Source organism: Staphylococcus sp. HMSC062A01 (assembly GCF_001836805.1).
Classification (GTDB): domain Bacteria; phylum Bacillota; class Bacilli; order Staphylococcales; family Staphylococcaceae; genus Staphylococcus; species Staphylococcus haemolyticus.
Map to the genome: position 1 here is coordinate 95,079 of NZ_KV830640.1, position 23,203 is coordinate 118,281.

18 protein-coding genes are annotated in these 23,203 nt (G+C 32.2%); 3 read left to right on the plus strand and 15 right to left on the minus strand.

Annotated elements, in window-relative coordinates; translation table 11 throughout:
• Nucleotides 1–264 precede the first annotated feature (264 nt).
• The 8 genes from HMPREF2715_RS09545 to HMPREF2715_RS09580 all read right to left on the minus strand — a co-directional run bounded on the left by HMPREF2715_RS09545 (nt 265) and on the right by HMPREF2715_RS09580 (nt 11,683).
• Nucleotides 265–1,281 carry a FecCD family ABC transporter permease gene (locus HMPREF2715_RS09545; RefSeq protein WP_070581137.1) on the minus strand — a complete coding sequence of 339 codons (1,017 nt, stop codon included), beginning with the start codon at nt 1,279–1,281 and terminating at the stop codon, nt 265–267.
• Nucleotides 1,278–2,282 carry a FecCD family ABC transporter permease gene (locus HMPREF2715_RS09550; RefSeq protein ID WP_070839921.1) on the minus strand — a complete coding sequence of 335 codons (1,005 nt, stop codon included), beginning with the start codon at nt 2,280–2,282 and terminating at the stop codon, nt 1,278–1,280. Before HMPREF2715_RS09550 ends, HMPREF2715_RS09545 begins: the two co-directional genes overlap by 4 nt.
• 34 nt (nt 2,283–2,316) lie before the next feature.
• Nucleotides 2,317–3,114 carry an ABC transporter ATP-binding protein gene (locus tag HMPREF2715_RS09555; RefSeq protein WP_053017195.1) on the minus strand — a complete coding sequence of 266 codons (798 nt, stop codon included), beginning with the start codon at nt 3,112–3,114 and terminating at the stop codon, nt 2,317–2,319.
• A 207-nt stretch (nt 3,115–3,321) separates the two neighbouring features.
• Entirely contained in the window at nt 3,322–4,155 is an 834-nt protein-coding gene (locus HMPREF2715_RS09560; protein WP_070581139.1) for a YitT family protein, read from the minus strand.
• A gap of 491 nt (nt 4,156–4,646) precedes the next feature.
• Complete coding sequence (locus tag HMPREF2715_RS09565; RefSeq protein ID WP_070441960.1) at nt 4,647–5,879, minus strand: NupC/NupG family nucleoside CNT transporter; 1,233 nt, start codon at nt 5,877–5,879, stop codon at nt 4,647–4,649.
• A 220-nt stretch (nt 5,880–6,099) separates the two neighbouring features.
• A complete protein-coding gene (locus tag HMPREF2715_RS11730) occupies nt 6,100–8,268 on the minus strand; it encodes a bifunctional glycosyltransferase/CDP-glycerol:glycerophosphate glycerophosphotransferase (protein ID WP_076742287.1) in 2,169 nt (722 codons plus the stop codon).
• 19 nt (nt 8,269–8,287) lie between these two features.
• On the minus strand, nt 8,288–9,787 hold the full coding sequence (locus tag HMPREF2715_RS09575) for a glycosyltransferase (protein WP_070441962.1): 1,500 nt from the start codon (nt 9,785–9,787) through the stop codon (nt 8,288–8,290).
• Between the two features lie 168 nt (nt 9,788–9,955).
• Nucleotides 9,956–11,683, minus strand: coding sequence for an ABC transporter ATP-binding protein (locus tag HMPREF2715_RS09580; protein WP_070441964.1), 1,728 nt, complete (start codon nt 11,681–11,683; stop codon nt 9,956–9,958).
• Between the two features lie 140 nt (nt 11,684–11,823).
• On the opposite strand from HMPREF2715_RS09580, the gene pbp4 reads away from it, so the two are divergent.
• Complete coding sequence (pbp4, locus tag HMPREF2715_RS09585; RefSeq protein ID WP_070581140.1) at nt 11,824–13,116, plus strand: penicillin-binding protein PBP4; 1,293 nt, start codon at nt 11,824–11,826, stop codon at nt 13,114–13,116.
• Nucleotides 13,117–13,370: 254 nt separating this feature from the next.
• Here the strand turns inward: pbp4 and tagD are convergent, their stop codons facing one another.
• The 4 genes from tagD to HMPREF2715_RS09605 all read right to left on the minus strand — a co-directional run bounded on the left by tagD (nt 13,371) and on the right by HMPREF2715_RS09605 (nt 16,939).
• A complete protein-coding gene (gene tagD / locus HMPREF2715_RS09590) occupies nt 13,371–13,769 on the minus strand; it encodes a glycerol-3-phosphate cytidylyltransferase (RefSeq protein ID WP_070581141.1) in 399 nt (132 codons plus the stop codon).
• 98 nt (nt 13,770–13,867) lie between these two features.
• Nucleotides 13,868–14,932, minus strand: a complete 1,065-nt coding sequence (locus HMPREF2715_RS09595) for a glycosyltransferase family 2 protein (protein WP_070839923.1) — start codon at nt 14,930–14,932, stop codon at nt 13,868–13,870.
• Nucleotides 14,929–16,017: a teichoic acid glycerol-phosphate primase TarB gene (gene tarB / locus HMPREF2715_RS09600; protein ID WP_070581143.1), complete on the minus strand. Its 1,089-nt coding sequence runs from the start codon at nt 16,015–16,017 to the stop codon at nt 14,929–14,931. Before tarB ends, HMPREF2715_RS09595 begins: the two co-directional genes overlap by 4 nt.
• A gap of 109 nt (nt 16,018–16,126) precedes the next feature.
• Nucleotides 16,127–16,939, minus strand: a complete 813-nt coding sequence (locus HMPREF2715_RS09605; protein ID WP_070581144.1) for an ABC transporter permease — start codon at nt 16,937–16,939, stop codon at nt 16,127–16,129.
• A gap of 326 nt (nt 16,940–17,265) precedes the next feature.
• On the opposite strand from HMPREF2715_RS09605, the gene tagH reads away from it, so the two are divergent.
• Nucleotides 17,266–18,060, plus strand: coding sequence for a teichoic acids export ABC transporter ATP-binding subunit TagH (gene tagH / locus HMPREF2715_RS09610; protein ID WP_011276519.1), 795 nt, complete (start codon nt 17,266–17,268; stop codon nt 18,058–18,060).
• Between the two features lie 95 nt (nt 18,061–18,155).
• On the opposite strand, the gene tarA is transcribed toward tagH, so the two are convergent.
• Nucleotides 18,156–18,920 (minus strand): N-acetylglucosaminyldiphosphoundecaprenol N-acetyl-beta-D-mannosaminyltransferase TarA, encoded by a 765-nt coding sequence (gene tarA, locus HMPREF2715_RS09615; RefSeq protein WP_070678772.1) that lies wholly within the window; start codon nt 18,918–18,920, stop codon nt 18,156–18,158.
• 218 nt (nt 18,921–19,138) lie between these two features.
• On the opposite strand from tarA, the gene HMPREF2715_RS09620 reads away from it, so the two are divergent.
• On the plus strand, nt 19,139–19,882 hold the full coding sequence (locus HMPREF2715_RS09620) for a M50 family metallopeptidase (protein ID WP_070581146.1): 744 nt from the start codon (nt 19,139–19,141) through the stop codon (nt 19,880–19,882).
• Nucleotides 19,883–19,952: 70 nt separating this feature from the next.
• Here the strand turns inward: HMPREF2715_RS09620 and HMPREF2715_RS09625 are convergent, their stop codons facing one another.
• Entirely contained in the window at nt 19,953–20,600 is a 648-nt protein-coding gene (locus tag HMPREF2715_RS09625) for a metal-dependent transcriptional regulator (RefSeq protein WP_070839926.1), read from the minus strand.
• A gap of 172 nt (nt 20,601–20,772) precedes the next feature.
• Nucleotides 20,773–22,815, minus strand: a complete 2,043-nt coding sequence (locus HMPREF2715_RS09630; RefSeq protein WP_070581147.1) for a cation:proton antiporter — start codon at nt 22,813–22,815, stop codon at nt 20,773–20,775.
• Between the last annotated feature and the right edge of the window lie 388 nt (nt 22,816–23,203).

Here is a 23,203-nt window from a genome sequence, read left to right on the forward strand (position 1 = left end):
TCCTTTGGCCTATCAATTTAATTATAAATCAAGCACAATGTATGCGCTATCATTTACATATAAATCGACTTTAATAAAAAAGTGGAAATGGAACAGAATTTGTCCTTATCCAAACACAGAGAATTTCAGCGTAAAATTCATTAATAAGGTCTGTCCACTCCCACGAAGATTACTACAATCGTAAAAAGTTTAATATTTAACTAATTAGAAACGATGTCTTACATATATTTTATCCATCAGCATCACTATTCAATGCACCAATTTTTAAATACTTTTAGATTTATACATTAAATAAATGAAATAAGGTGCGCCTATAATAGCAACTACAATACCAGCAGGTACCCCTGTCGGTTCAAGAATAACCTTACCAATGGTATCTGATAAAACAAGTAAGAAGGCACCTATAATAATTGAAATTGGTAAAAATAATTGATGACGCGGTCCAATAATTGATTTTGCAATGTGTGGTCCCATTAAACCAATAAATGTAATAGCACCTGCAACAGCCACGGCAATTGATGATAAAACAACAGCAATAAAGAATAAAATTACACGTTCACGTTCAATCTTAACACCAAGTCCTTTTGCAATATGCTCATGTGTATTAATTAAGTTCAGCACATTAGATTTATATAAAAGAAATGGAATAATAATGATAAGCCATGGAATAGTTGCAATTACAAATGTAAAGTCATCGCCCCAGATATTACCAGCAAACCAAGTAGCAATAAATTCTGACTGATCTTCATTAAATTTAGACATAAGCGTAATAGAACCACCGTATAAGACTGTCTGCATGCCTACACCAATTAGCACCATACTTGAAGGTGTAATGCCATCTCTCTTGTTCACACTAAATAAAAAGATAACAATTGCAGTAGCTACACCACCAATGACACTAATCACTGGTAACACATAAACAAAATTATCAGGGTTAATATGTCCTATTGAAATAAATAGCGCTATGGCGAAACCACCGCCAGCATTAATACCTAAAATACCTGGCTCCGCAATTGGATTCTTAGTGACACTTTGAATAATAGCACCACTTAAACTTAACGCAGCACCTGCTAAAATAGTAATTAACATTCGTGGAAAACGAAATTCCATTAAGATTAATTGATCATAATATTCACCTTGACCTATGAGCGTCTTTAAAAAATGATCAACCGGAATTTTATATTCTCCTGAAGACACACTCCATGTACATGCGACTAATAATAATATTGAGAAAATTACTAAAGTAACGATTTGTTTTCGTCTTAATTTAGGATGAATCATATTGTGCGCCCCCCTCTTTTAACTAAGTATAAGAAATAAGGCACACCGATAAATGAAATAATCGCTCCCACTGGCGCTTCACCTAACATTCGTGCAACAGTATCAGCTAAAATCATAAGTAAACCGCCTGTTAAAGCTGTTAATGGTAATACCTTTGCGTAGTCTGTGCCTACTAAGAATCTGACAATGTGAGGTATCATCAAGCCAACAAAGGCAATTTGTCCTACCATTGAAACGGCTACCCCCGCTAATATCATTGTTAAGAACAAACTTACTCCACGAATCAACGTGATATTTTGTCCCAAGCCTTTAGCAAGTGTCTCTCCTAAATTTAAAATCGTTAATTGTTTACTCATTGTTATGATGATAACAATAGCAATGATAATAACAGGTCCGCTCCACATAAGTTGTTTCCAAGTCGTACCTGAAACACCACCAGCAGTCCAGAAAGTAAGTGTTTGATTCAGCTTAAATGTTAAAGCAATACCTTGACTCAAAGCCGTTAAAAGTGCACTTACAGCAGCACCTGCTAAAATGATTCTCATAGGATTGAAGCCATCACGTCTAGATCGACCTATTGTTAAGACAATAAAGCCACCCAACATCGCACCTAAAAACCCTGCACACATGAGCATTAAGAATGGTGCTACTGGATAAAAAGCAAATGTTAACGCCAATGCAAATGAAGCCCCAGAGTTTAAACCTATTAAACTTGGATCTGCAAGTCCGTTTTTAGTTACACCTTGAATAACAGCACCAGCAACTGATAATGCCATTCCAACTAATACCGCACCTAAATCACGCGGTATACGTATCTCACTAATAATATTATGTTGTTGATTTTTAGGATTATAATGAAAAATAGCATCCACAATAGTTGAAAAACTAATTTTCGCTTCACCTATCAAGATAGATACAAGCAATGCGCCTACTAACAACACAAAGACTAAAATAATATAGCCAATAAAACCTATGTTTACTTTTTTATCTTTCTCCATCATGATAAAAATTCCCTTTTCTTAGTTTATCTATATATTATGAATAATTACGTTCGAATAAGTCATAGGTCACTAACAATGGTTTACCTGTACGAGGGTCCGTACTAAGTACGACATCAATATTAAACACTTTTTCTAGAATATCTTTAGTCAGCACGTCTTCAGTAGCGCCACAAGCAATGATTTCACCTTTCTTCATAGCGATAAGATGATCAGAAAAACGAATAGCCTGGTTGATGTCGTGTAAGACCATTATGATGGTACAACCTTGTTCTTTATTTAATTGTTGAACTAATTCTAAAATTTCTAATTGATGTGAGATATCTAAATATGTTGTGGGTTCGTCTAGGAAAATAATGTCTGTTTTTTGAGCCAATGCCATCGCAATCCAAACTCGTTGACGCTGACCACCACTTAAATCATTAATAGAACGATGTCTAAATTCAGATGTGCCAGTAACATTTAAAGCCCAATCAATCTCTTTTTTATCTTCAGCAGATAGACGGCCGAACCCTTTTTGATGCGGAAAACGACCATAAGATACTAATTCTCCAACTGTAAGACCATCTGCTACTTCTGGTGTTTGTGGTAATATAGCAATTTTTTTAGCAATTTCTTTAGTTGATTGCGTATGAATATTTTCACCATCTAATTGAATTTCGCCATTTTTGATTGTTAATAAGCGTGACAATGCTTTTAATAATGTAGATTTCCCACAACCATTAGGCCCAATGATAGACGTAACCTTGCCATCTGGTATTTCTACATCTAAATTGTTAATAATCGTATGATCCCCATATCCAATTTCCACTTGTTGCGCTTTTAAACGATTCATGTTTCCCCTACTTTCATAATAAATAACTTTATGTACGATTGAGTTTGCCAATTGATAATAATTATCATAGTCAATAGAGGTATTATAACATCTTTGTAAATAACTGACTATTTGTAATCGACAAAACAAAGGTTAGGTATTTCATTAATTGATGTCGTCATATCACCTTCACCAATATATTGAAACACCTAACCTTATTCATTCTCATTATTCATCTGCTAAAAAGCCATTACCATATACATCTCTCACATCATGCACAACTAAAAAGGCTTGATTATCAATCTTTCGTATAATTTTCTTAGCTCGAGACACTTGTGTTTTTGCAACGACAACATATAATACATCTTTTTCTTCACGACTATAATAGCCTCGACCATCTAATATTGTGAGACCTCGTCCAACTTGTTCATCTATCGCTTTCGCTACTTGGTCAGGATTACTTGAAATAATTGTCATTGCTTTTTTAGTATTTAAACCTTCTATAACATATTCCATAACTTTGGTACCTATATATAATGATATAACTGTTACTAAGGCCATCTGCAATGGTAATACAGTTAATGATATGAGTACTACAATCAAATCAAAAAACAATAACGCATATGCAGTACTTACATCTAAATATTTATTAGCAATTTGTGCTAGTATCGTTGTCCCTGCAGTTGTACCTCCAGCTAAAACAATAATACCAATGCCCAACCCAACACAAGAGCCACCAAATATAGCGTTAATGATGATATTTCCAGTTTCGACGTGCCAAGACTCAGTTAAACTTAAAAACGCTGAGATAAGTACAGTTGCCACAATAGTTAATAACATACTTTTTTTACTTAAAAATTTATACCCTACAATGATCAGTAGTGCATTTGCTACAAAGTTCGTGATGGCTGGAGAAATGTGAAACGCATAATATAATACAATGGCTATACCTGTTACGCCACCTTCTCCTAAATTACCTGAGATAATGAATGCATTAACTCCAGCTGAAAATATGAAAGAGCCTAGTATAACTAAAAGTAAATCTTTAATATTTTTATTCACATACAACAACCCTTTTTAATGTAATATCATTAAAAATGTTATCACAATCACTAGTGAAGCTACAATATGCATTTTAGAAATAGTCTATATCTAGATTATTTTCAAGGTATATTTCTATTTCATCATATTTAAGTGAACTAATTTAAAAACAAATATAAATTTTCTGAATTTTTTGTTTACTTTGTCGATTACATTTGCTATAATGTGTATAACTTCTTAATAAGAGAAGTTATCTCCTTTGTGTTGTTTATAGTAACAAAACAAATTTTGCTCGAAGTACTGTGACAGTACCTACTCCTTACCGTTACAAGTACATTAATATTCATTTCCCATAAAAACCAAGTATATAGAGTGTCTCCTCACCCTACATACTTGGTTTTTATCATGTTAACTAAAATCTACTGAAATAATTCAAAAAAATCGTGGAACGAAATTCAAATTGAATGATGTTCCACGCTCCTTTTAAATTGTCAAACATGTTATCTATCTTCTTACCAAGCGAATAATCCGACAAACGCTGCAGTAAGTAATGATACTAATATACCTGCTAATAACATCATTGGTACGTATTTAGATACAAAATCTGATGTTTTTTGATCGACAATCCCTTTTAATGTTCCGACAATCATTCCGATTGTAGAGAAGTTAGCAAATGAAACTAAGAATGTTGAAATAACAGCTCTTCTGTGAGGGCTATATGAATCAACGACTTTACTAATTTCACCCATAACTACAAATTCGTTAGTAACAATCTTCTTAGCCATTTGTTGAGCAACAATCCATGCTTCTCCCCATGGCAAACCAAGTAAAAGTGCAAATGGATACATAAATAATCCTAAAATTTGATTTAAACCGAAACTTCCTTTTACGCCTATCCATCCACCGATTAGACCTGTAATTAAGTTTATAAAGCGATCAATTAAGTCTGCTAAAGCAACAAAACTAATTACAAATGCAATGATGATTAATACTAATTTACCTGCATTAAGTACAGAATCACCTAAAAATGAGAAGAAAGGTTGACGTTCTACCGTTTCATTATTTTTGATGCTATAAATGATGTCTTCTTGTTCTTCAACACTGACCGGATTCAAAATTGAAGATACAATTATTGCATTAATAATATTTAGCGGTATCGCTGTTAATACGAGATCACCCGGTATCATTTGAACGTATGCACCAACAATAGCTCCAGAGATTGAACTCATTGACATCATAGCCACTGTTAATACACGCATTTCATTCATACGTTTCAATTGTTCGTTTGATACAGCTAAAGCTTCAGTATTACCTAAGAACATCATTTCGATGCCAAAGAATGATTCAAATTTAGGCTGACGTGTAATTTTCGCTAGCACCCAACCAATACCACCTATAATTTTAGGTAAAATATTGAAATACATTAATACGTCAAATAATGGTACTACAAGCAGAATTGGGAAGAGTGCGCTAATCGCCATATCCATCTGTTTACCGCTAGTGAAACTGCTGAATGCAAAGCCTGTTCCAGTATGCGCTGATTGAATTACCCATGCAATTGCTGAAGCTAATCCTTCTACAATCGTTCTCCCGATTTGGAAATAGACGAAGAACCATGCTAAAAACAAGTTTAATACTACAAGAATTAAAATAGATTTCCATTGGATGTTTTTGCGATCTCTTGAAAATAAAACTGCAATTCCCAAAAATGCAAGTAACCCAATGATGTTAACCAATAAAAACATAAGGCACCTACCTGATTAATTTTTTATGACATTAATATCATAGCATGTCTATACAACAGAACCGTACTTTGTTCACTAATTAACCCCAAAAGTTCTGTTAATAATATATTTTTAATTATACCATGAGGTAATGTTCGAGAAAATAAAGATTTTTTAATTAGTACAATAGAAAGCACTAGAGTTAAATTTACTGCTCTAGTGCTTTCTACTTTCATTTTAATTATGATTTTTTCTCAATATCTTTATAAATATAATCACCAATATATTGAGATGCTTTTCCATTTTCTATAGAACAAAAATCATTATAAAATGATTCTATCTTATCTTGATATTTCACTTTATGTTGATCAATTTGTTTTAACTCTTCAGCTAATTTAAACTCGTCTGTAATAATTTCACCTGGTAGGTCGTTCATGTAATCCATGTAGAAACCACGAAGTCCTTTATCATATTTTTCGATATCGTATGCAAAGAAAAATTGTGGACGCTTCAAGATACCAAAGTCAAACATAACAGAAGAATAATCAGTAACTAATGCATCAGAAATTAAGTATAATTCCGAAATGTCATTATAATTTGATACATCAATCGCAAAGTCATCATATCCATGTAAATCTAAAGCATTCGCAATTAGATAATGCATTCTTAATAAGATGACATACTCATCTCCTATTTCTTTTTGAAGATTAGCTAAATTAATTTTCAAATCAAATAAGTATTGTCCCTTTTTCACAAACTCATCGTCTCTCCAAGTTGGAGCATACATGATAACTTTCTTATCTGCAGGTAAATTCAAGTCACGCTTAATTTGTTCAATATATTCAGTGTCATTTTGACGGTTAACTAATACATCATTTCTCGGATAACCAATCTCCCAAATACGGTCTTCATCCATCCAAAATGCTGATTTAAAAATATCAGAAGAGTATCTATTTGGTGATACTAAACGATCCCAACGTGATGCTTCAGCATAGAAGTTCTTCTTATAGTTTGCAGTTGTCGTGCCAGGCATTCTAACCACTTTCATATCATTGGCTAAACGTTTTAATGGTGTTCCGTGCCAAGTTTGGATATACATTTGATTCTCTTTTTTATTTAAATATAAAGGTAATCTAGCGTTTGTAACCCAATATTTCGCTTTAGCATAGGCATCATAATAAGCTTGAGATCCTTTTTTCACTTTAGTAGCATTACCTGGAATATTGTTATTTTCTGGTTTTGAAAAGACCCAAATATAATTTAAATGAGGATAATGTTTTTGCATGTATTCATAAATATATTTAGGACTATCGCTATAATTTTTACCACCAAACGCTTCAAATACAATTGTATTCGGGTCAACTAAGTCTTCATTATCACTCAGTTGATATTTTGAACGTTCTTTCATCTTGCTATTTAACACAATATTTTTAACTAAACGTGTTTTATTTCGTAAGTCATTAACATATTTGGCATTTTCAACATCATCCATTGATAAGAATAATATTTCTAAATTGTATAATACTTTCCCATCTTTTAGGATGTTCCATTTTAAAGCTTTAACAATTTTAATAAGCGCATCTTCAAGTGACACATATCGAGATTTTATATCTCTAAGTGCAGGATCAAATCCACTTTTAATTTCATTTTTCATTCGTTGAATGAGGAAATTTTTAATTCGCTTATCATTCGTTCTTTGCATAGCATCAAAGAAACTATTAACATGATCTTCAAATTTATTTGTAAAATCTTGATCACTTAATGTATTACCATAAAATGGATCGTATACCTCACCACGATAATAGAATGGGAAGTTGGTAATTCTAACAAAACGCTCCGCATATTTTAAATACTCAAGCACAAATGACGTATCTGCATAAATATCTAATGATTCATTAAATTGAATCTGATGCGCTTTAATAATGGCATTTTTAAATAAAATATTACATGCTGATTCTTTTCTCAAAATTGCATTTGGACTTTTTTGATGAGAAGCATATTGCAAACGTACTTTATCTTTATCTACATACTGTGGTCGTTGACTTCTAAATTTATGAATTGGTGCAATCAGTGTATCTAAACCATTCACATGTTGAAGATAGTAATCAACAGCATATGAGGCCAATTGATCATCGGCATCTAGGAATAGTACGTATTGACCATGCGCTTGTTTCAAAGCTACATTTCGTGCATGTGCGTGTCCAGTATTCTCTTGCAATTGAATGAAGTGAACGTCTTTATCATATGATTTTAATGCTTCTTGTAAGATTTCTGTTGAGCGATCAGTTGAACCATCATCGACAACAATAATGTCAAAATCTTGATTTCTCTGGCTTTTTAAACTGTGAATACACTCACTAATATAATCTTCATTATTAAAATACGTAATAATAATCGATAATTTATTCAATATATTTCTCTCCAATTTTCTATTTATTCTCCGCATGTGTTACGTCATCGATGAGTGATTGATAATTATTTGATGCTTGTTCTACACTAAATTTTTCACTTAATTTTACATCTTTGAAATGAATATTTCTAGCCATTTCCATTGCATCCGCAAACCCTTCGATGTCATCTTTTTTCACAAGTATACCATTTTCATGATTAGTAATTAACTCACTCGGTCCATAACGTACATTATATGAGATAACAGGGCAACCGCTGTTTATACTTTCCATAATCGATAACCCAAAGCCTTCATACTGACTTGTCAATAGTGAAGCTATCACTTTTGAAAAGACTTCTTTAGGATGATTAGTGTGTCCTTTGAATATTACTTTATCTTCAAGTTGAAGTGTTTTAACCAATTGCTTTAATTTGTTTAAATTACCCTCTTTATCTTTTCCATATACAAGCAACTTAGATGAATAACCTTTTTTCAAATAAATATCAAACGCTTTGATAATATGATCAATTTGTTTTTCTTGAGCCAATCTACCAATAAAGCAAAATTGATCTTCTACATCATCTCGACTATTTGATTGCGCTATGCTAACAAAATGAGGTATGACATCTATTTTATTATCATCTATGCCAAACTGTGATTGAATATCATGTTTTTGATATTCTGTTAAAACTATATATTTATCGATTATTTCTTGTTTATCTAGTGCTAATTTATATGAATGACGAACTTTATTCCCTTGTAAATGATTGCTATGAAACATTAATATGCGCTTAATGTCATTTTCACAATCAATCAATGGTCTGTCGAGTAAGCGTGCATCATTAAATACAACACTTCCATTAGGTAAAACATGGTTATAATAATAAGTAAATAACGCTTTTTCATTATTAAAGGTGCGCGTCTCACCGTGCATTGATAGATGTTGAATATCAATCAATTTGTTCTTTTCATCGTTCGTAAAATGTTTCTTTAAGTACACGTTACCCTTTTTATCATAATATTCTTCCATTGTTTTGATTGCCGTTACATCATCAAAGTAATCAATTTTATGTAATCTGCCATTTAGCGTGAATGCCTTACGTTTAGATACCTTTTGTGAATTAGGATTGATTGTATCTTCAAACTTCATAATCTGTCTATTCGCATAATATTTGCGAAATAACACATAAACATTATCTTTATAGTATTTAACGTTATCGCCTTCTTGAATGGCCTCTAACCCACGTATTTTAACTTTAGTTTGAATTGGTAACTTTCTAAATAATCTGGGTTCAACTGGTTCCTCTAATAAATTATAATTCGCAAGCCAATCGTATATGTTGTCTAATTTTGTATTCTCAGTTATTAATTCTTTATTCCTAAAAATTCGATATACATTTTTATAATTAGCGTTATAATTCGTCGTTAGAATTGTAGAAGTTTCTCCCAATTGAGTTTCTAAAAACTTTACTCTATGTAACAAAGATTTTGTTCTTCCACCATGTGTAGGAGGTAAAGTGGAAGTTATTGTATATAACATAATTATGCTCCCATCTTAAGTTTTAAAGTGTGAGACTGTATACTCACATACGTCATTTAATTATTGATGATTATTTCACAGTTAACTACATAAGACAAAACATATCCTTCATTTTTCTTATTAAAAAAGTAGTTGGAACTAACATAAGTCCCAACTACCTAATATTCATTACTCGGTTAAATTTTGAGTAGTAACAAACTGATGGTATTTTTCGTGATTTCTCATTAATTCAGCATGTGTACCTTCACCTGTTACCTTACCTTGATCTAGGAATATGATTTGGCCTGCTTTTTTTATAGTTGAGAGACGATGTGCAATAACAATAGTAGTTCTTCCTTCCATAAGAATTTCTAATGCCTCTTGGATTTTTTGTTCGCTCTCACTATCTAAATTTGCGGTAGCTTCATCTAATAATAAAATATCAGGATTTTTCACAAAACTGCGTGCAATATCGATACGTTGTCTTTGACCGCCAGATAACTTCAGACCACGTTCACCTACTAACGTGTCATAGCCATCATCAAACTGCATAATAAAGTCGTGACAATTCGCTAACTTAGCATACTTAACCAATTCTTCATCCAACACTTCACGGTTTATACCATATAAAATATTGTCACGTATCGTACCACTCATCATAGAATTCGATTGCATTACATAACCAATCTTGTTTCGCCAATTTGTAATTGGAACATCATAAATACTTTGCGTTCCATATTTAATATCTCCAGATTCAATGTCATACATACGTTCAATCAAATTAAAAATTGTACTTTTTCCTGAACCCGACGGACCAACAAATGCGCTCACCTCTCCTTGAGGTATACGGAAAGATACGTTACTAAGAATCGTTTTAATATCATATTTAAAATCAACATTTTCAAATGACAATTCACCATCGTTAATTGAGATATCTTCTATAGGTTGTAAATCTTCCATTGGTTCAATAGGTTCTTGCATGATTTCAAAGATTCTACTACTTGCACCAACTGCTTTTTTATAATCTGTAACTAAGGTTGAAAGATTCATTAATGGCATCGATAACTGCATCACATAAAAAATCATCGCAATTAACGCACCAGCTGTTATCGCACCTGTAGCTATCCTTATCGCACCGAAACCTAATATAACTGCGATCATTAATAACATAATCACACTTGAAATAGGTTGAATGACAGCTGTAATTTTTGCTTGTCGCAGACCTAAATTATAAATCTCACGTAAATTACTGTGCGCGTTGTTTAATTCTTGTCTTTCTGTATTCGATACTTTTACTAAACGCATTTCAGTTAACACACGACCTAGCAAACCACTAAAGTTAGCAATTTCAGTTTGTGTGTTCATTGATATCTTTTGCATTTTGCGACCTAATGGAATCATTATTGCCATAAATATCGGAATTGCAATAAATGTTAATAATGTCATTTGCCAGTCCATAATAAACAACATAACTATGGATCCAATGAGTGTAATTACTGCGGGAAGTAATTGTGGCAATTTCTGTGAAATAAATTCATTTATAACCTTAGTATCGTCTGTCAAACGACTCATTAACTGCCCACTTTCATTCTTATCGAAAAAAGGCATTTTTAATTTAATGATATGTTCCCAAAGTATTGATCGAATATCGTAAATCATTTTTTCACCAATTTTACTTAGTAGATAAATACCAATACCACTTAGTAGTGCATTAGCTATAAATATTCCTGCAAATAAAAGAACGATATTCCAGTTGATACTACTTGTTGAGAATTTATCAACTAATCGTCCAGTAAATAGAGGAATTAACAGACCACTAATACTCCCTAGCGAAGAAATAATGATTGCCGCAATAATCAGTCCATATGGCCACGACAATCGTTTAAATAAGAAAAATAACGGATTTTGACCTTTCATAAATTAGCCCTCTTTTTATATTCATTTTAAAAATTTAATTATATTATTTTCCAAGTATAAAGCTTTAACAAATAAATTCATATAAACAAGTTTATATGATAAAATATTTTAGTTGAAATTTTGAAAAAGGAAAGATAAGAATGAAACGAAGCTTAATAATTACCTTTGCTCTACTTTTAACCATTGTTATTATAGCACCTAACTCCTACGCTTCCGAATATGAACCAACACCTACTGAAATTGCTAGACAATATGGTTACCCGAATGTAACAGATGCCTATCAACCTGAAGGTAGCATAAATGTAAGTCAAACCGGGCAAATTTTGTACGACTATCAATCTAACCAAAAATGGTACCCCGCTTCAATGACGAAGCTAATGACAATGTATCTTACACTTGAAGCTGTGAATAAAGGAGAGCTTTCTTTAAATGACAAAGTACATATTACGGACAAGCATTATCGCATGTCAACTTTACCAGAATTAAGTAATACGAAATTATATGCTGGTGAAACATATACAATTAGCGAGCTACTCCAAATTACAGTTTCTAACTCAAGTAACGCTGCAGCTTTAATTTTAGCTGATGAGGTTTCGGGAAATGTGAATGATTTTACTGATTTAATGAATAAGAAAGCTAAAGCATTAGGCATGTCAAACACACATTTCGTAAACCCAACAGGTGCTGAAAACAAGCAATTAAAAGAATTTGCGCCATCAAAATATAAAAACCAAGACAATACTACTTCCACTGCGAAAGATTTTGCAATTTTAGATCACCATGTCATCAAAGAGACTCCTAAGATATTACATTTCACTAAACAACTTGCTCCTACACAACACGGTGTCACATATTATACATTCAATCATTCATTAGAAGGAGCCAAAATGAGTTTGCCGGGTACAGATGGTTTAAAGACTGGCTCAAGTGATGTTGCAGATTATAATCATACGATTACAACTAAACGTAACAACTTCCGCATTAACCAAGTTATTATGGGAGCAGGAGATTACGTGAATTTAGGTGGAGAAAAGCAACGTAATATGATGGGAAATGCCATGATGAACCGTTCTTTCGATCAATACAGTTATAAAAAGGTACTTTCAAAAGGCACACATAAAATCAATGGCAAAAAATACTATGTCAAAGACACCTTATATGATGTAGTACCTGAAGGTATGAATAAAAAAGATTATAAATTTATCGTTAAAGATGGTTCAATTCATCTTGACTACAATCGTCAATTTCTTACAAAAGATGATGGACCTCCAAAAGTTGAAGTAACGAAACCTCTATTGCACAAAGCAAATACCATTGCTCAAACGACGTGGAAAGAGCATCCAGTGGTTACCTTTGTCGCATTAGCATTATTAGCAATTGCAATTATACTTATTGTACGTTCAATTATTCATTTATTATTTAAACGTAAATAAAGTGATTGATAACTCTTTGACTATATAGTAACAATATCTTTTACTTTCAGTATTAATATAAAGAACCTAAGTGCTATATCACTTAGGTAAGAAATTCTAAAATGTAAAACAATTAAGAATCACTTTAAAGAACTGCTATAGAGACGTCACCTCAGGAACGCGAAGCAACTTAAGTTAAACAAAGAAGCCAGCAAATGAATTCAAAAAGTTCATTTGCTGGCTCTTTTAATAGGATTAAGACCTTATATTTTTAATTATTTAGCGTCTTTGCCATATAATTCTTGTTTAATCTTAGTTGTTGAAATACCTTCAGTACGTTTTAAGTATACGACTTCACATTTATCTTTTAAGAAGTCGAATTCACCTTGCCAGTCATGTCCCATTACAAAGACATCTACTTCAAAGCGATCCACGTCGATTTCTTTTTGACCCCAATCATTCTCAGGAATAACTAAATCAACATAACGAATTGATTCTAACATCATTTTACGTTTTTCATAATCATAATATGACTTTTTATTCTTAATTTGATTGAATTCATCTGAAGATAAAGCAACTATTAAATAATCGCCCATTTCACGCGCTCTTCTTAGTAATTCAATATGACCATAGTGTAATAAGTCATAAGTACCATAAGTAATAACTCTTCTCATAAACGCTATCTCCTTAACATAGTTTTTAACATTTTTTCATAATCTTAATTTAGCATAAATAAAATTTACATACCATTAATTTTATAAGTTATACTACACTATCTCTTTAAAGTACGCTTAACTAACTGTTTACTGCTAAAGACAAATTTTTTAGGCATAACTTGTGCTTGAAAACGAAAATATCCTGGTCTTCCAATACCAACATCGATAAGCGTTTGACGCCACTTCTCGTAAGTGTCACGTGTCCAATTTGTTGCACCTTGCTCAACTGCTTGAATGATTCTAAACAACGCATCGCCAGAGTAGTTGGTATGTTGCATATCTTTAATGTAATGCGTGACCTTATCAATAAATTCAGGTGTAACTTTACTGTATTTTAATAAGTAAGCTTGGATAAGATAACTAACAATTAAATCATCCATTCGATAACTATAGTATGCTTTCTCATTTGTTAAAAGTAGCATCTCCATGACGCGCTGACGTACTCTTCGAGCATCTTCAATATAAGATATAAATGTATCAGCTCGTTTATCTGTGATTGAACCTTCTTGCTCATTATAGCCATATATAATGAGTGGTAGTAATTGGATATCACGTGCTGTTAAATAAGCTCGTGTGACAAAGGTATGCTCTTCACAAAATACAACGTTTTCATCAAAACGTAATGCACTAAATTTAGAATTAAATAATTTTCCACCAGGCCCAATAGATTGCAAAATTTCAGGCGCTTGAGCTAAAGATACTAGTGATTCACGATTCATTTCTTCATGTGTCGGTACCATTTTCCAATCTCCTTGGACACCTCTACCAATTTGACCAATGACGATATCAATCTCTTGATTACGTTCATAGTAATCTATCATCTTATCTAGTCTTCCCGGTAAAAATTGATCATCTGCATCTAAAAACATAAATGCTTCAACATCATCAGACATTGCAGCTAATCCAAAATTTCTACTTGCAGCTGCACCTTGATTATCTTGATTGTAAATCATAATATTTTTAACTTCTTTTTGTAATTGAGTGAGCTCATGTCTCGAATGGTCTGTAGAACCATCATTCACACAAATGATTTCAGCCTCATGTGTTGTATCGATAGATTTGATTGCTCTACGTATTGTCTTTTCTGCATTATATACAGGTATTATGATAGCTATTTTCATCTTTTCACCATCTTTTCAATAAATTCTGTAACGCGTCGAACACTATCTTCACGATTATACTTATGCCAATTTTTAAATAAAGGTTTGAACATGGCAATATCATTTCTAATTTTTAAAATTAATTCTTCTTCAGTTGTTACTTTATATTGTTGTGGAATTGCTTTATAAAATTGGTTTAAGCCACGAATTTTATCATATTTATGCTCGTCGTACACATAAAATAATGTTGGTTTGTCTAATAAACTCGCCTCAATAGGTAATGAACTATAATCACTAATAATCACATCCGCCATAATCATCAATTCTTGTGTTGTGGCTATAGATTGACTTTTTGAAATAGATGGATGTAATTGATTAATCATTGTGTACTCGGGTAGCGCTTCTTCAAAGCGAGCAACATCTATTTGTCTATTGTTTTCAGAACCTTCACGATAAGTAGGAACATAGACCACCAATTTTTTATGAATATTATAATGCTTTTTCAAACGTTCTTGCTCGGCCTTAAGATTGAATTTTAAATATTTTGATAGACGTGGTAAACCGATTGGCAATAATTGTTCTTCAGTAGCTTCAAATGACTCTTTAAAACATGTTCCCATCTCTTTACCACCAATAAGATAATAATCAGTCGCTTGATACACGCGTTGATATTGTCTAACCATGGTTACATTAGTCAAATCAACTTGATGATCAGTCAGCCCAAAATTTTTCAGTGCGCCAGATGCATGCCACGTTTGAATAATCGTTTGTGTCTTCTTCTTAGTATAACCACCTAGCATTAAATAATACGTATCGATTAAAATGACTTTCGAACTACTTAATGCTTTTATATGTTTGACGATATATTTGTTTCCTGCTGGTATGAAAGTAATGTTGTTAAGATGTTTCAGCCTATATTGTTCTTCAAATTTTGCAATTACAGTTATTTTGTAACCTTTATTGTCTAATTCGTTAATAATCGGCATGACATCTTCAGGAAATGTCATGAGTACCGTAATTTGCTTTTTATCAACTTGTCTCCTTTTGTAAATAAAATTCAATAATGTAATCATCAACATATATACTTTTTTAATAATTAGTCGCATACATTTACCCCTTATATTTTCATTATAAAAATTATAAATCAAAAATTGTCATTATGCTGTATACACAAAATCCTTGATAAACGCATCAACATTTATCAAGGACTTTAAATTATAAGAAATCTGCGAAATGATCGCGATATCTTCGATGTAAAATTGAACCTAGAACAAAGAAAATTAAAATAACTATCACGTTATAAATTAATAATTTCCAATGTTCTATAAAGTACCATTCGTGGAATAAAATCGCTGCACGATATGATTCAGCTAAGAAATAAACTGGATTAAATTTAATAATTTCACCAATTGTTCCACCAATACCTGAATCTTTAGGTACCCATAGAATTGGAGACATATAGAATAAAATTCTTAGCAAAGCCTGCATGATCATTTGTGTATCCCGTACAATAATGCCGAGTGTCGATGTAAATAATGCAACAGATGCTGTAAAGAAAAATGTCAATGGTACATAAATTAATAATTGTACAATATGAATTGAAGGAAAAATACCATTAACGATACAAATTCCTATAATAATTAACAATAAACCTATATGACCATAAAAACGACTGGTTACAGTGTAAGTTGGTATGATAGAAAGTGGGAAATTCATCTTCGCCACTTGATTAAACTTCATAGATACTGATTTAGTACCTTCAAGAATACCTTGGTTTACGAAGAACCACATACTAATCCCTACAAGTAGCCAATAAATAAAAGGTATCCCATGAATAGGTTGGTTACTTCTAATCCCCATACCAAATACAAACCAGTAAACCATGATTTGTAATGCTGGATTCAGTAATTCCCATGCTACACCAAGATAGTTATTCGTATTTGTTATTTTAATTTGAAATTGTGCAAGTCTTTGCACTAAGTAAAAATTCTTGATATGTTCTTTAAAAACAGATCCTACTGCCGACATTGAAATTAACCACACTTTCAATTAAATATCCACAATGTATTTACATTTTTTATTTAAAATTAGGATAACTATATTATATATAACGTTTTCTCAAAAGTTTAATATAATTATTACGTACATACAGTATTATTTTATATTGTAGAGAAGATTACTAGAAAATAAGAACCATAACTATGGACTTAATTTTCCAAAAAAAGTAAAATCTACTTATTGTTTACAAAAAGTTATTCAAAATCTCTTATACACTTTACACTAGGTTAATAAATTTAACAACTATTGTATGATGTATTATAATCTATATAAGTATTTATAAGGAAGGAAATATCATGAGCGTATCTGTAAATATAAATAATGTGACAAAAGAATATCGCATTTATCGTAATAATAAAGAACGCATTAAAGATGCCTTAATCCCTAAAAATAAAAACAATACATTTTTCGCTTTAGATGATGTCTCTATAACAGCTCACGAAGGTGATGTCATAGGTTTAGTCGGCATTAACGGCTCAGGTAAATCTACATTAAGTAATATGATTGGCGGTTCTATTTCCCCAACTTCTGGAAATATTGAACGTAATGGTGAAGTCAGTGTCATCGCAATCAATGCAGGTCTGAATGGTCGTTTAACTGGTGTAGAAAATATCGAATTTAAAATGTTATGCATGGGATTCAAAAGAAAAGAAATCAAGCAACTTATGCCTCAAGTTATAGAATTTAGTGAACTCGGCGAATTTATCCATCAACCTGTTAAAAATTATTCAAGTGGTATGCGTGCTAAATTAGGATTCTCGATTAATGTTACAATTAATCCTGATATCTTAGTCATTGACGAAGCATTATCTGTTGGTGACCAAACCTTCACTCAAAAATGCTTAGACAAAATTTATGAGTTCAAAGAAGCGAATAAAACGATTTTCTTCGTTAGTCATAATATTCGCCAAGTCCGTGAATTTTGTACTAAAATTGCCTGGATTGAAGGCGGAAAGCTCAAAGAATACGGAGATTTAGAAGAGGTTCTTCCTAAATATGAGCAATTCTTAAAGGACTTTAAGAAAAAATCAAAAGCTGATCAAAAAGCATTTCGCAAAGGTTTAGATGAAAAACGCTTTATTGTTAAATAGCGATAATTAAAACAAAAATTTTAAAGGCGGATTCAGTCCTCTCGACTTGAATCCGCCTTCTTCATATTTAAAATAATTAGTATCAAATTAGCTACTTATTTTTGCTTTTTCATTTTTCGTTGTACTTTAAAAACTTTAAACATAAACTTAGGAATGCTACGCATACGTCCAATACGTTTCCAATCGATTAATAAACGATATACCCATTCGATATTTAATTTAATAAATAGTTTAGGGGCGCGTTTTTTTGTGCCACTATATATTTCAAATGAGCCGCCCACACCCATCATTACAGTTCTTTTAAAGGTGTGTCGATGTTTTTGAATCCACTCTTCTTGTTTAGGGAAACCCATTCCTACAAATATATAATCAGGATTAAAACGTTTTATGCGCTTGATTACCGTCTCATCATTTAAATCTATATAACCATGATGGTAATCGAATTGCGCCTGAGGGTAGTTGTGTTGTAAATTTTTATGTGCTAGTGTGACTACTTCATTTTTGGCACCAAGTAAATATACTTTTTGATAATTTGTATGGGCAATCTTTAAACAATGTTCCATTAATTCAATGCCTGGCACACGTCGTTTCAACGGTGTTCCCAGACGATTTGATGCTTTAATAACACCTGTGCCATCCGGGACAACAAAATCCGCACTATTAATTAACTGTTTATAAGTACTATGCTCTGACGCATAATCAACGATTTCTGGATTAGCTGTCACGATAAACAAATTATCCTCAGTCTCTTGTGTGAAAAATGTTTTGACATGTTCAATCATATCTAACATGGTTACATTATTAAATTGAACACCTAAAATATCCACTTTAGTCGCTGTTGTCTCTTTTTGATCATGCATTTAAGTAATCTCCTTACTGTCTAAACAATTTTCATATGCATATATTATATGAAAATAGAACCATAATAAATAACTATGTAGCTGTCTACATATATTTTCAAATGATTTATCTTCTTTTTTTAGTTCTCTCATTAAAAGATACATCTAAAGTCTAAACGCTAAATCATCAAATTTACTTTATAATAAATACTATAATCTTACACTCGACGAGGTCAACTATGGTCTATTTAGAAAACTTTTTTACTACAACTATTAATTTAAATATATATTTAATCTGTATTATAGCAATTATCTATATTATGATTCATCAAAATAGACATCGTCAATTCAATCAATATTTAGATGTTTATTTAAACTATATTCCTGTACTTACACATGAATTCGGTCATGTATTATTCAATAAAATCAGTGGTGGACGCGCAAAAGATTTAGTCATCATCACACGGCCTTCGGAACGACTTCAAACGATGCAACAAGGCTATGCCATTACCCAATCCAAGGGGCTCATTGGACAATTCATTACTACTCTAGGTGGCTATATTATGCCTCCATTAATGCTTTTAATTGGTCTAAGTGCTGCGTATTATGGTCACCCTAGTTTGTTCTTAAGCGCTTATATCATCATTTTCATTTATTTTTTAATGCTTACATCACGCAAACTATCACCTATCATTGTACTAATTATATTTATTGCACTTCTATACTTCTTAGTACAACATGATAATCAATTATTATTTTATTATCTAGTCACATTTATTTATCACCTTATACTAGGTGTCTTATTAGGTGAAGTTTTACAATCAAGTTGTACGATATTCAAACTGACTTTTCAGCGACCAATTCCAAGTTGGGATGGACGCACATTGACAGAACTTACACGCATACCAACTTCCTTATTCAGTACATTATGGATAGCGATTAACATATTATCGATATACTTAATGCTTATCTTTACAATTTAATAAATTCATTCAAAAAATCTCCAATAAAAAGGTATTATTGAACCTTTTATTGGAGATTTTATTATCTGATTTAAACATGCTCTACGAAAATATTCATTGCATTATCATAACTTAGTATCGTTACAATATCATTTCGTTTCACAATCATTACTTTATTTGTTTCATCTTTAGTTACGATCTCAACATCATTTCCAATTGAAATATTTTTGCTAGAAAGGTATACCAAAAGTTCGGTCTTATCACGCACTCGCTTAATCGTCACTTTATCACCAGGTTCAAATTCTAATAAAGATACCGTGAATTTCTCTTCAAAATGCTGATTTCTAGGAATAATACCACCGTGTGGACATGTTTCAGGATAATCAAGTATCTTATCCAAGCGTTCTACAAATAAATCTGAAATGCGATGTTCCAAAATTTCCGCTTCTTGATGGACTTCTTCCCAATTATATTGTAAAACTTCTATTAAAAATAACTCCAACAGGCGGTGACGCTTAATGATATCCAACGTATGTTTCAAGCCCTCATCTGAGAGTTTCACACCTTTATAGTGTTTCGTTTCAACATAACCAGCCTTTTCCAAGCGTCCAACCATTTCACTAACTGAAGGAGGTTTTATATTTAAGTACTGAGATAACTTTTTATTTGAGACAAAGGATGTATCCCCATCATTGGCTAATATTACTTTTAGATAATCCTCTTTTTCTTCAGTTAACATCATTTCACCTCACCCATACATTCACTTTATTGTATCATGAATTGATAACGAATGTTATTCACCTTATTTAAACAAACCGTACCTTAATAAAAAAAGTGAGGCTAGGATAGAATTCCATTTGAATTCATTATCCCGACCACACTCTATTATATCTTCAATCATATTTATTAAGTTAGTCAGTTAAGCTATCAACGATAACCATTTCATCATAGTTTATCGCTTCTCTTAATTTCAATGCCGTACTTTCAGTAATCTCTCCATCGTCAGTTAAATTAGATAAAACACGGCGTTGTTCTCTTAAAGCATTTAATTTTATCTTCGTAATTGAATCTTCGGCACGCGTATTAAAGAAATTAGATGGCGATAAGTTATCTATTCTCATAAGATAACCGTCACAAATCATACCAACTTCTAATTTGTTATCTTCATTCGCTTCATCTACAAGACGACTCACAACATTATAATGAACAATCTTATTGATTTTAGAAAGTTCCATTAAGTTATCAGTAACACTTAATGATGATGCCGCATTGGTACGTGTACGTATACGACGTTTTAATAGTACAGCTCTCGCACCAACAATCATACGACGTATCAATGACGCTTGACGATACACTTGTGTACGTTCTGCATAACGCATGTAGTTTTCTAATACACTCGCAGTTATTTCACCATCATCGGCAAGTCGTTCTAACGTTTTCGTTTCAACCTTAAAAGCTAAACTCTGTAATCTTTCGAGTTCTTTTGAGTTCTCATCATCCTTTTCAACAGATTTCAAGAACGTTAATTTATCGTGATACTCTTTAATAACATTACCATAACGATAACTTGTTTCAAATGATGAATGATGATTCAAGTAATCTATGACATGTTCAAGAATATATATTCTAGCTTCTTTAAAATTCATACTTCCAATCTTAGCCTTAGGTGCACTAGATGTTACAAACGGCAATACAACTTGTGCAATCACAAGACTTATAATAACCATACCTGATGAAATAAATAGTAAATCATTACGATATGTAAACGCATGATGATCTGCTAAAAAGTATGGTAATGTTAATGCGATTGCTAACGAAATAGTTCCGTGCACGCCACATAGTGTCATGATAAGCGCATACATGCTTCGTTTAGGTGGCTTCTCTTTCTTCTTGTCTTCTCCTTCTTCATTCATTAATTTTTGGAAAGGACTGACAGATAAATAGAATAGAGGATAGAGCACATACACCCATATGAATCTAAATAAGTATACCGCTAACGCGACGAGTGCTGTTATCACAACTAAGAACAATAAATTGTGTGGTTCAGTCTTTACAATATTTCCAATTACTTCTGGAACTAAAAATCCTAATATTGAAAAAACAAAACCATTCAATGCATATCCTAGAATGTTCCAAGTGTGATTGTAACTCATTTGAAGTCGAGTACGTGTTTGAGCGATACGATCACGTTCAAAACCATGTACTAAACCTGCTACAACGGCAGCAATAATACCTGACGCATGAAACATTTCAGCAACAAGATAAATAACAAATGGCGTTAATAGTTGTAAAAAAGTAAACATATTAATGTTTTCTATGCCACGTCTTGTAAGTGTTAAACGGAATCTAACAAGCGCAATACCAATAAGCAAACCAATAATCGCACCACCGATTGACGCGATTAGAAATTGTTGCACCGCTTCAAATAATGAGAATGAACCAGTAATTAAAACACCTACCGCTATTTTGAATGAGATGATACCTGCTGCATCATTAAGTAACGATTCACCTTCAAGGATAGTCATAGCACCTTTAGGTAAAACCTTACCTTTTGTAATAGCTTGCACTGCCACAGCATCAGTTGGACATAATATTGCGGCTACGGCAAAAGCTGCACCAATAGGAAGTGTCGGCCAAATCCAATGAATAAATAGACCTACACCAATAACAGTTGTAATAACGAGTCCTAAAGCCATTAACATCACTGGTTTAATATAACGACGTAAATGAGCTCTAGAAACGTTAACACCTTCCACAAAAAGTAACGGTGCAATCGTTGCTACCATAAAAAGTTCTGAATCGAAGTTAAATTCTACAGGTACTGGCGTTAAAAAGAGGAGCATTCCTAAAGCAATTTGAATGAATGCCAGAGGCACTTTGGGTAAAAAAGTATGAACAAAGGAGCTTACAATAACTACTGCTAGAAATATGAGAATCGTTTCAAATATTTCCAAACTTCCACCCCATTTTATACTTCATATTTAATTGGAGAAATAAGACTTGCCTAATATAAAAATAAGTTTTATGTCTATTTATATCCTGATAAAATACATCTTAAACTCACAATCGGTTAATTATAATTTTACCATTAAAGTTACAATGAATTAACTAACTTGCATTCATTTCTAATCTATTTTAATTAAATTGAAGACACTATAATTCACTTCTAAACCATACATACATTTTTCATTCCCTATTACAATAAAATTCAGTAATAGAAGTCATTTATTATGAATAAATTTAAATTAGTTCTTCTTATATGGTCTTTTGTACTAATGATTGCAACCTTGTTCTTTTGGACATTATTTCTGCCACCATTGTCTGAACTTGAAAGCGAGAATG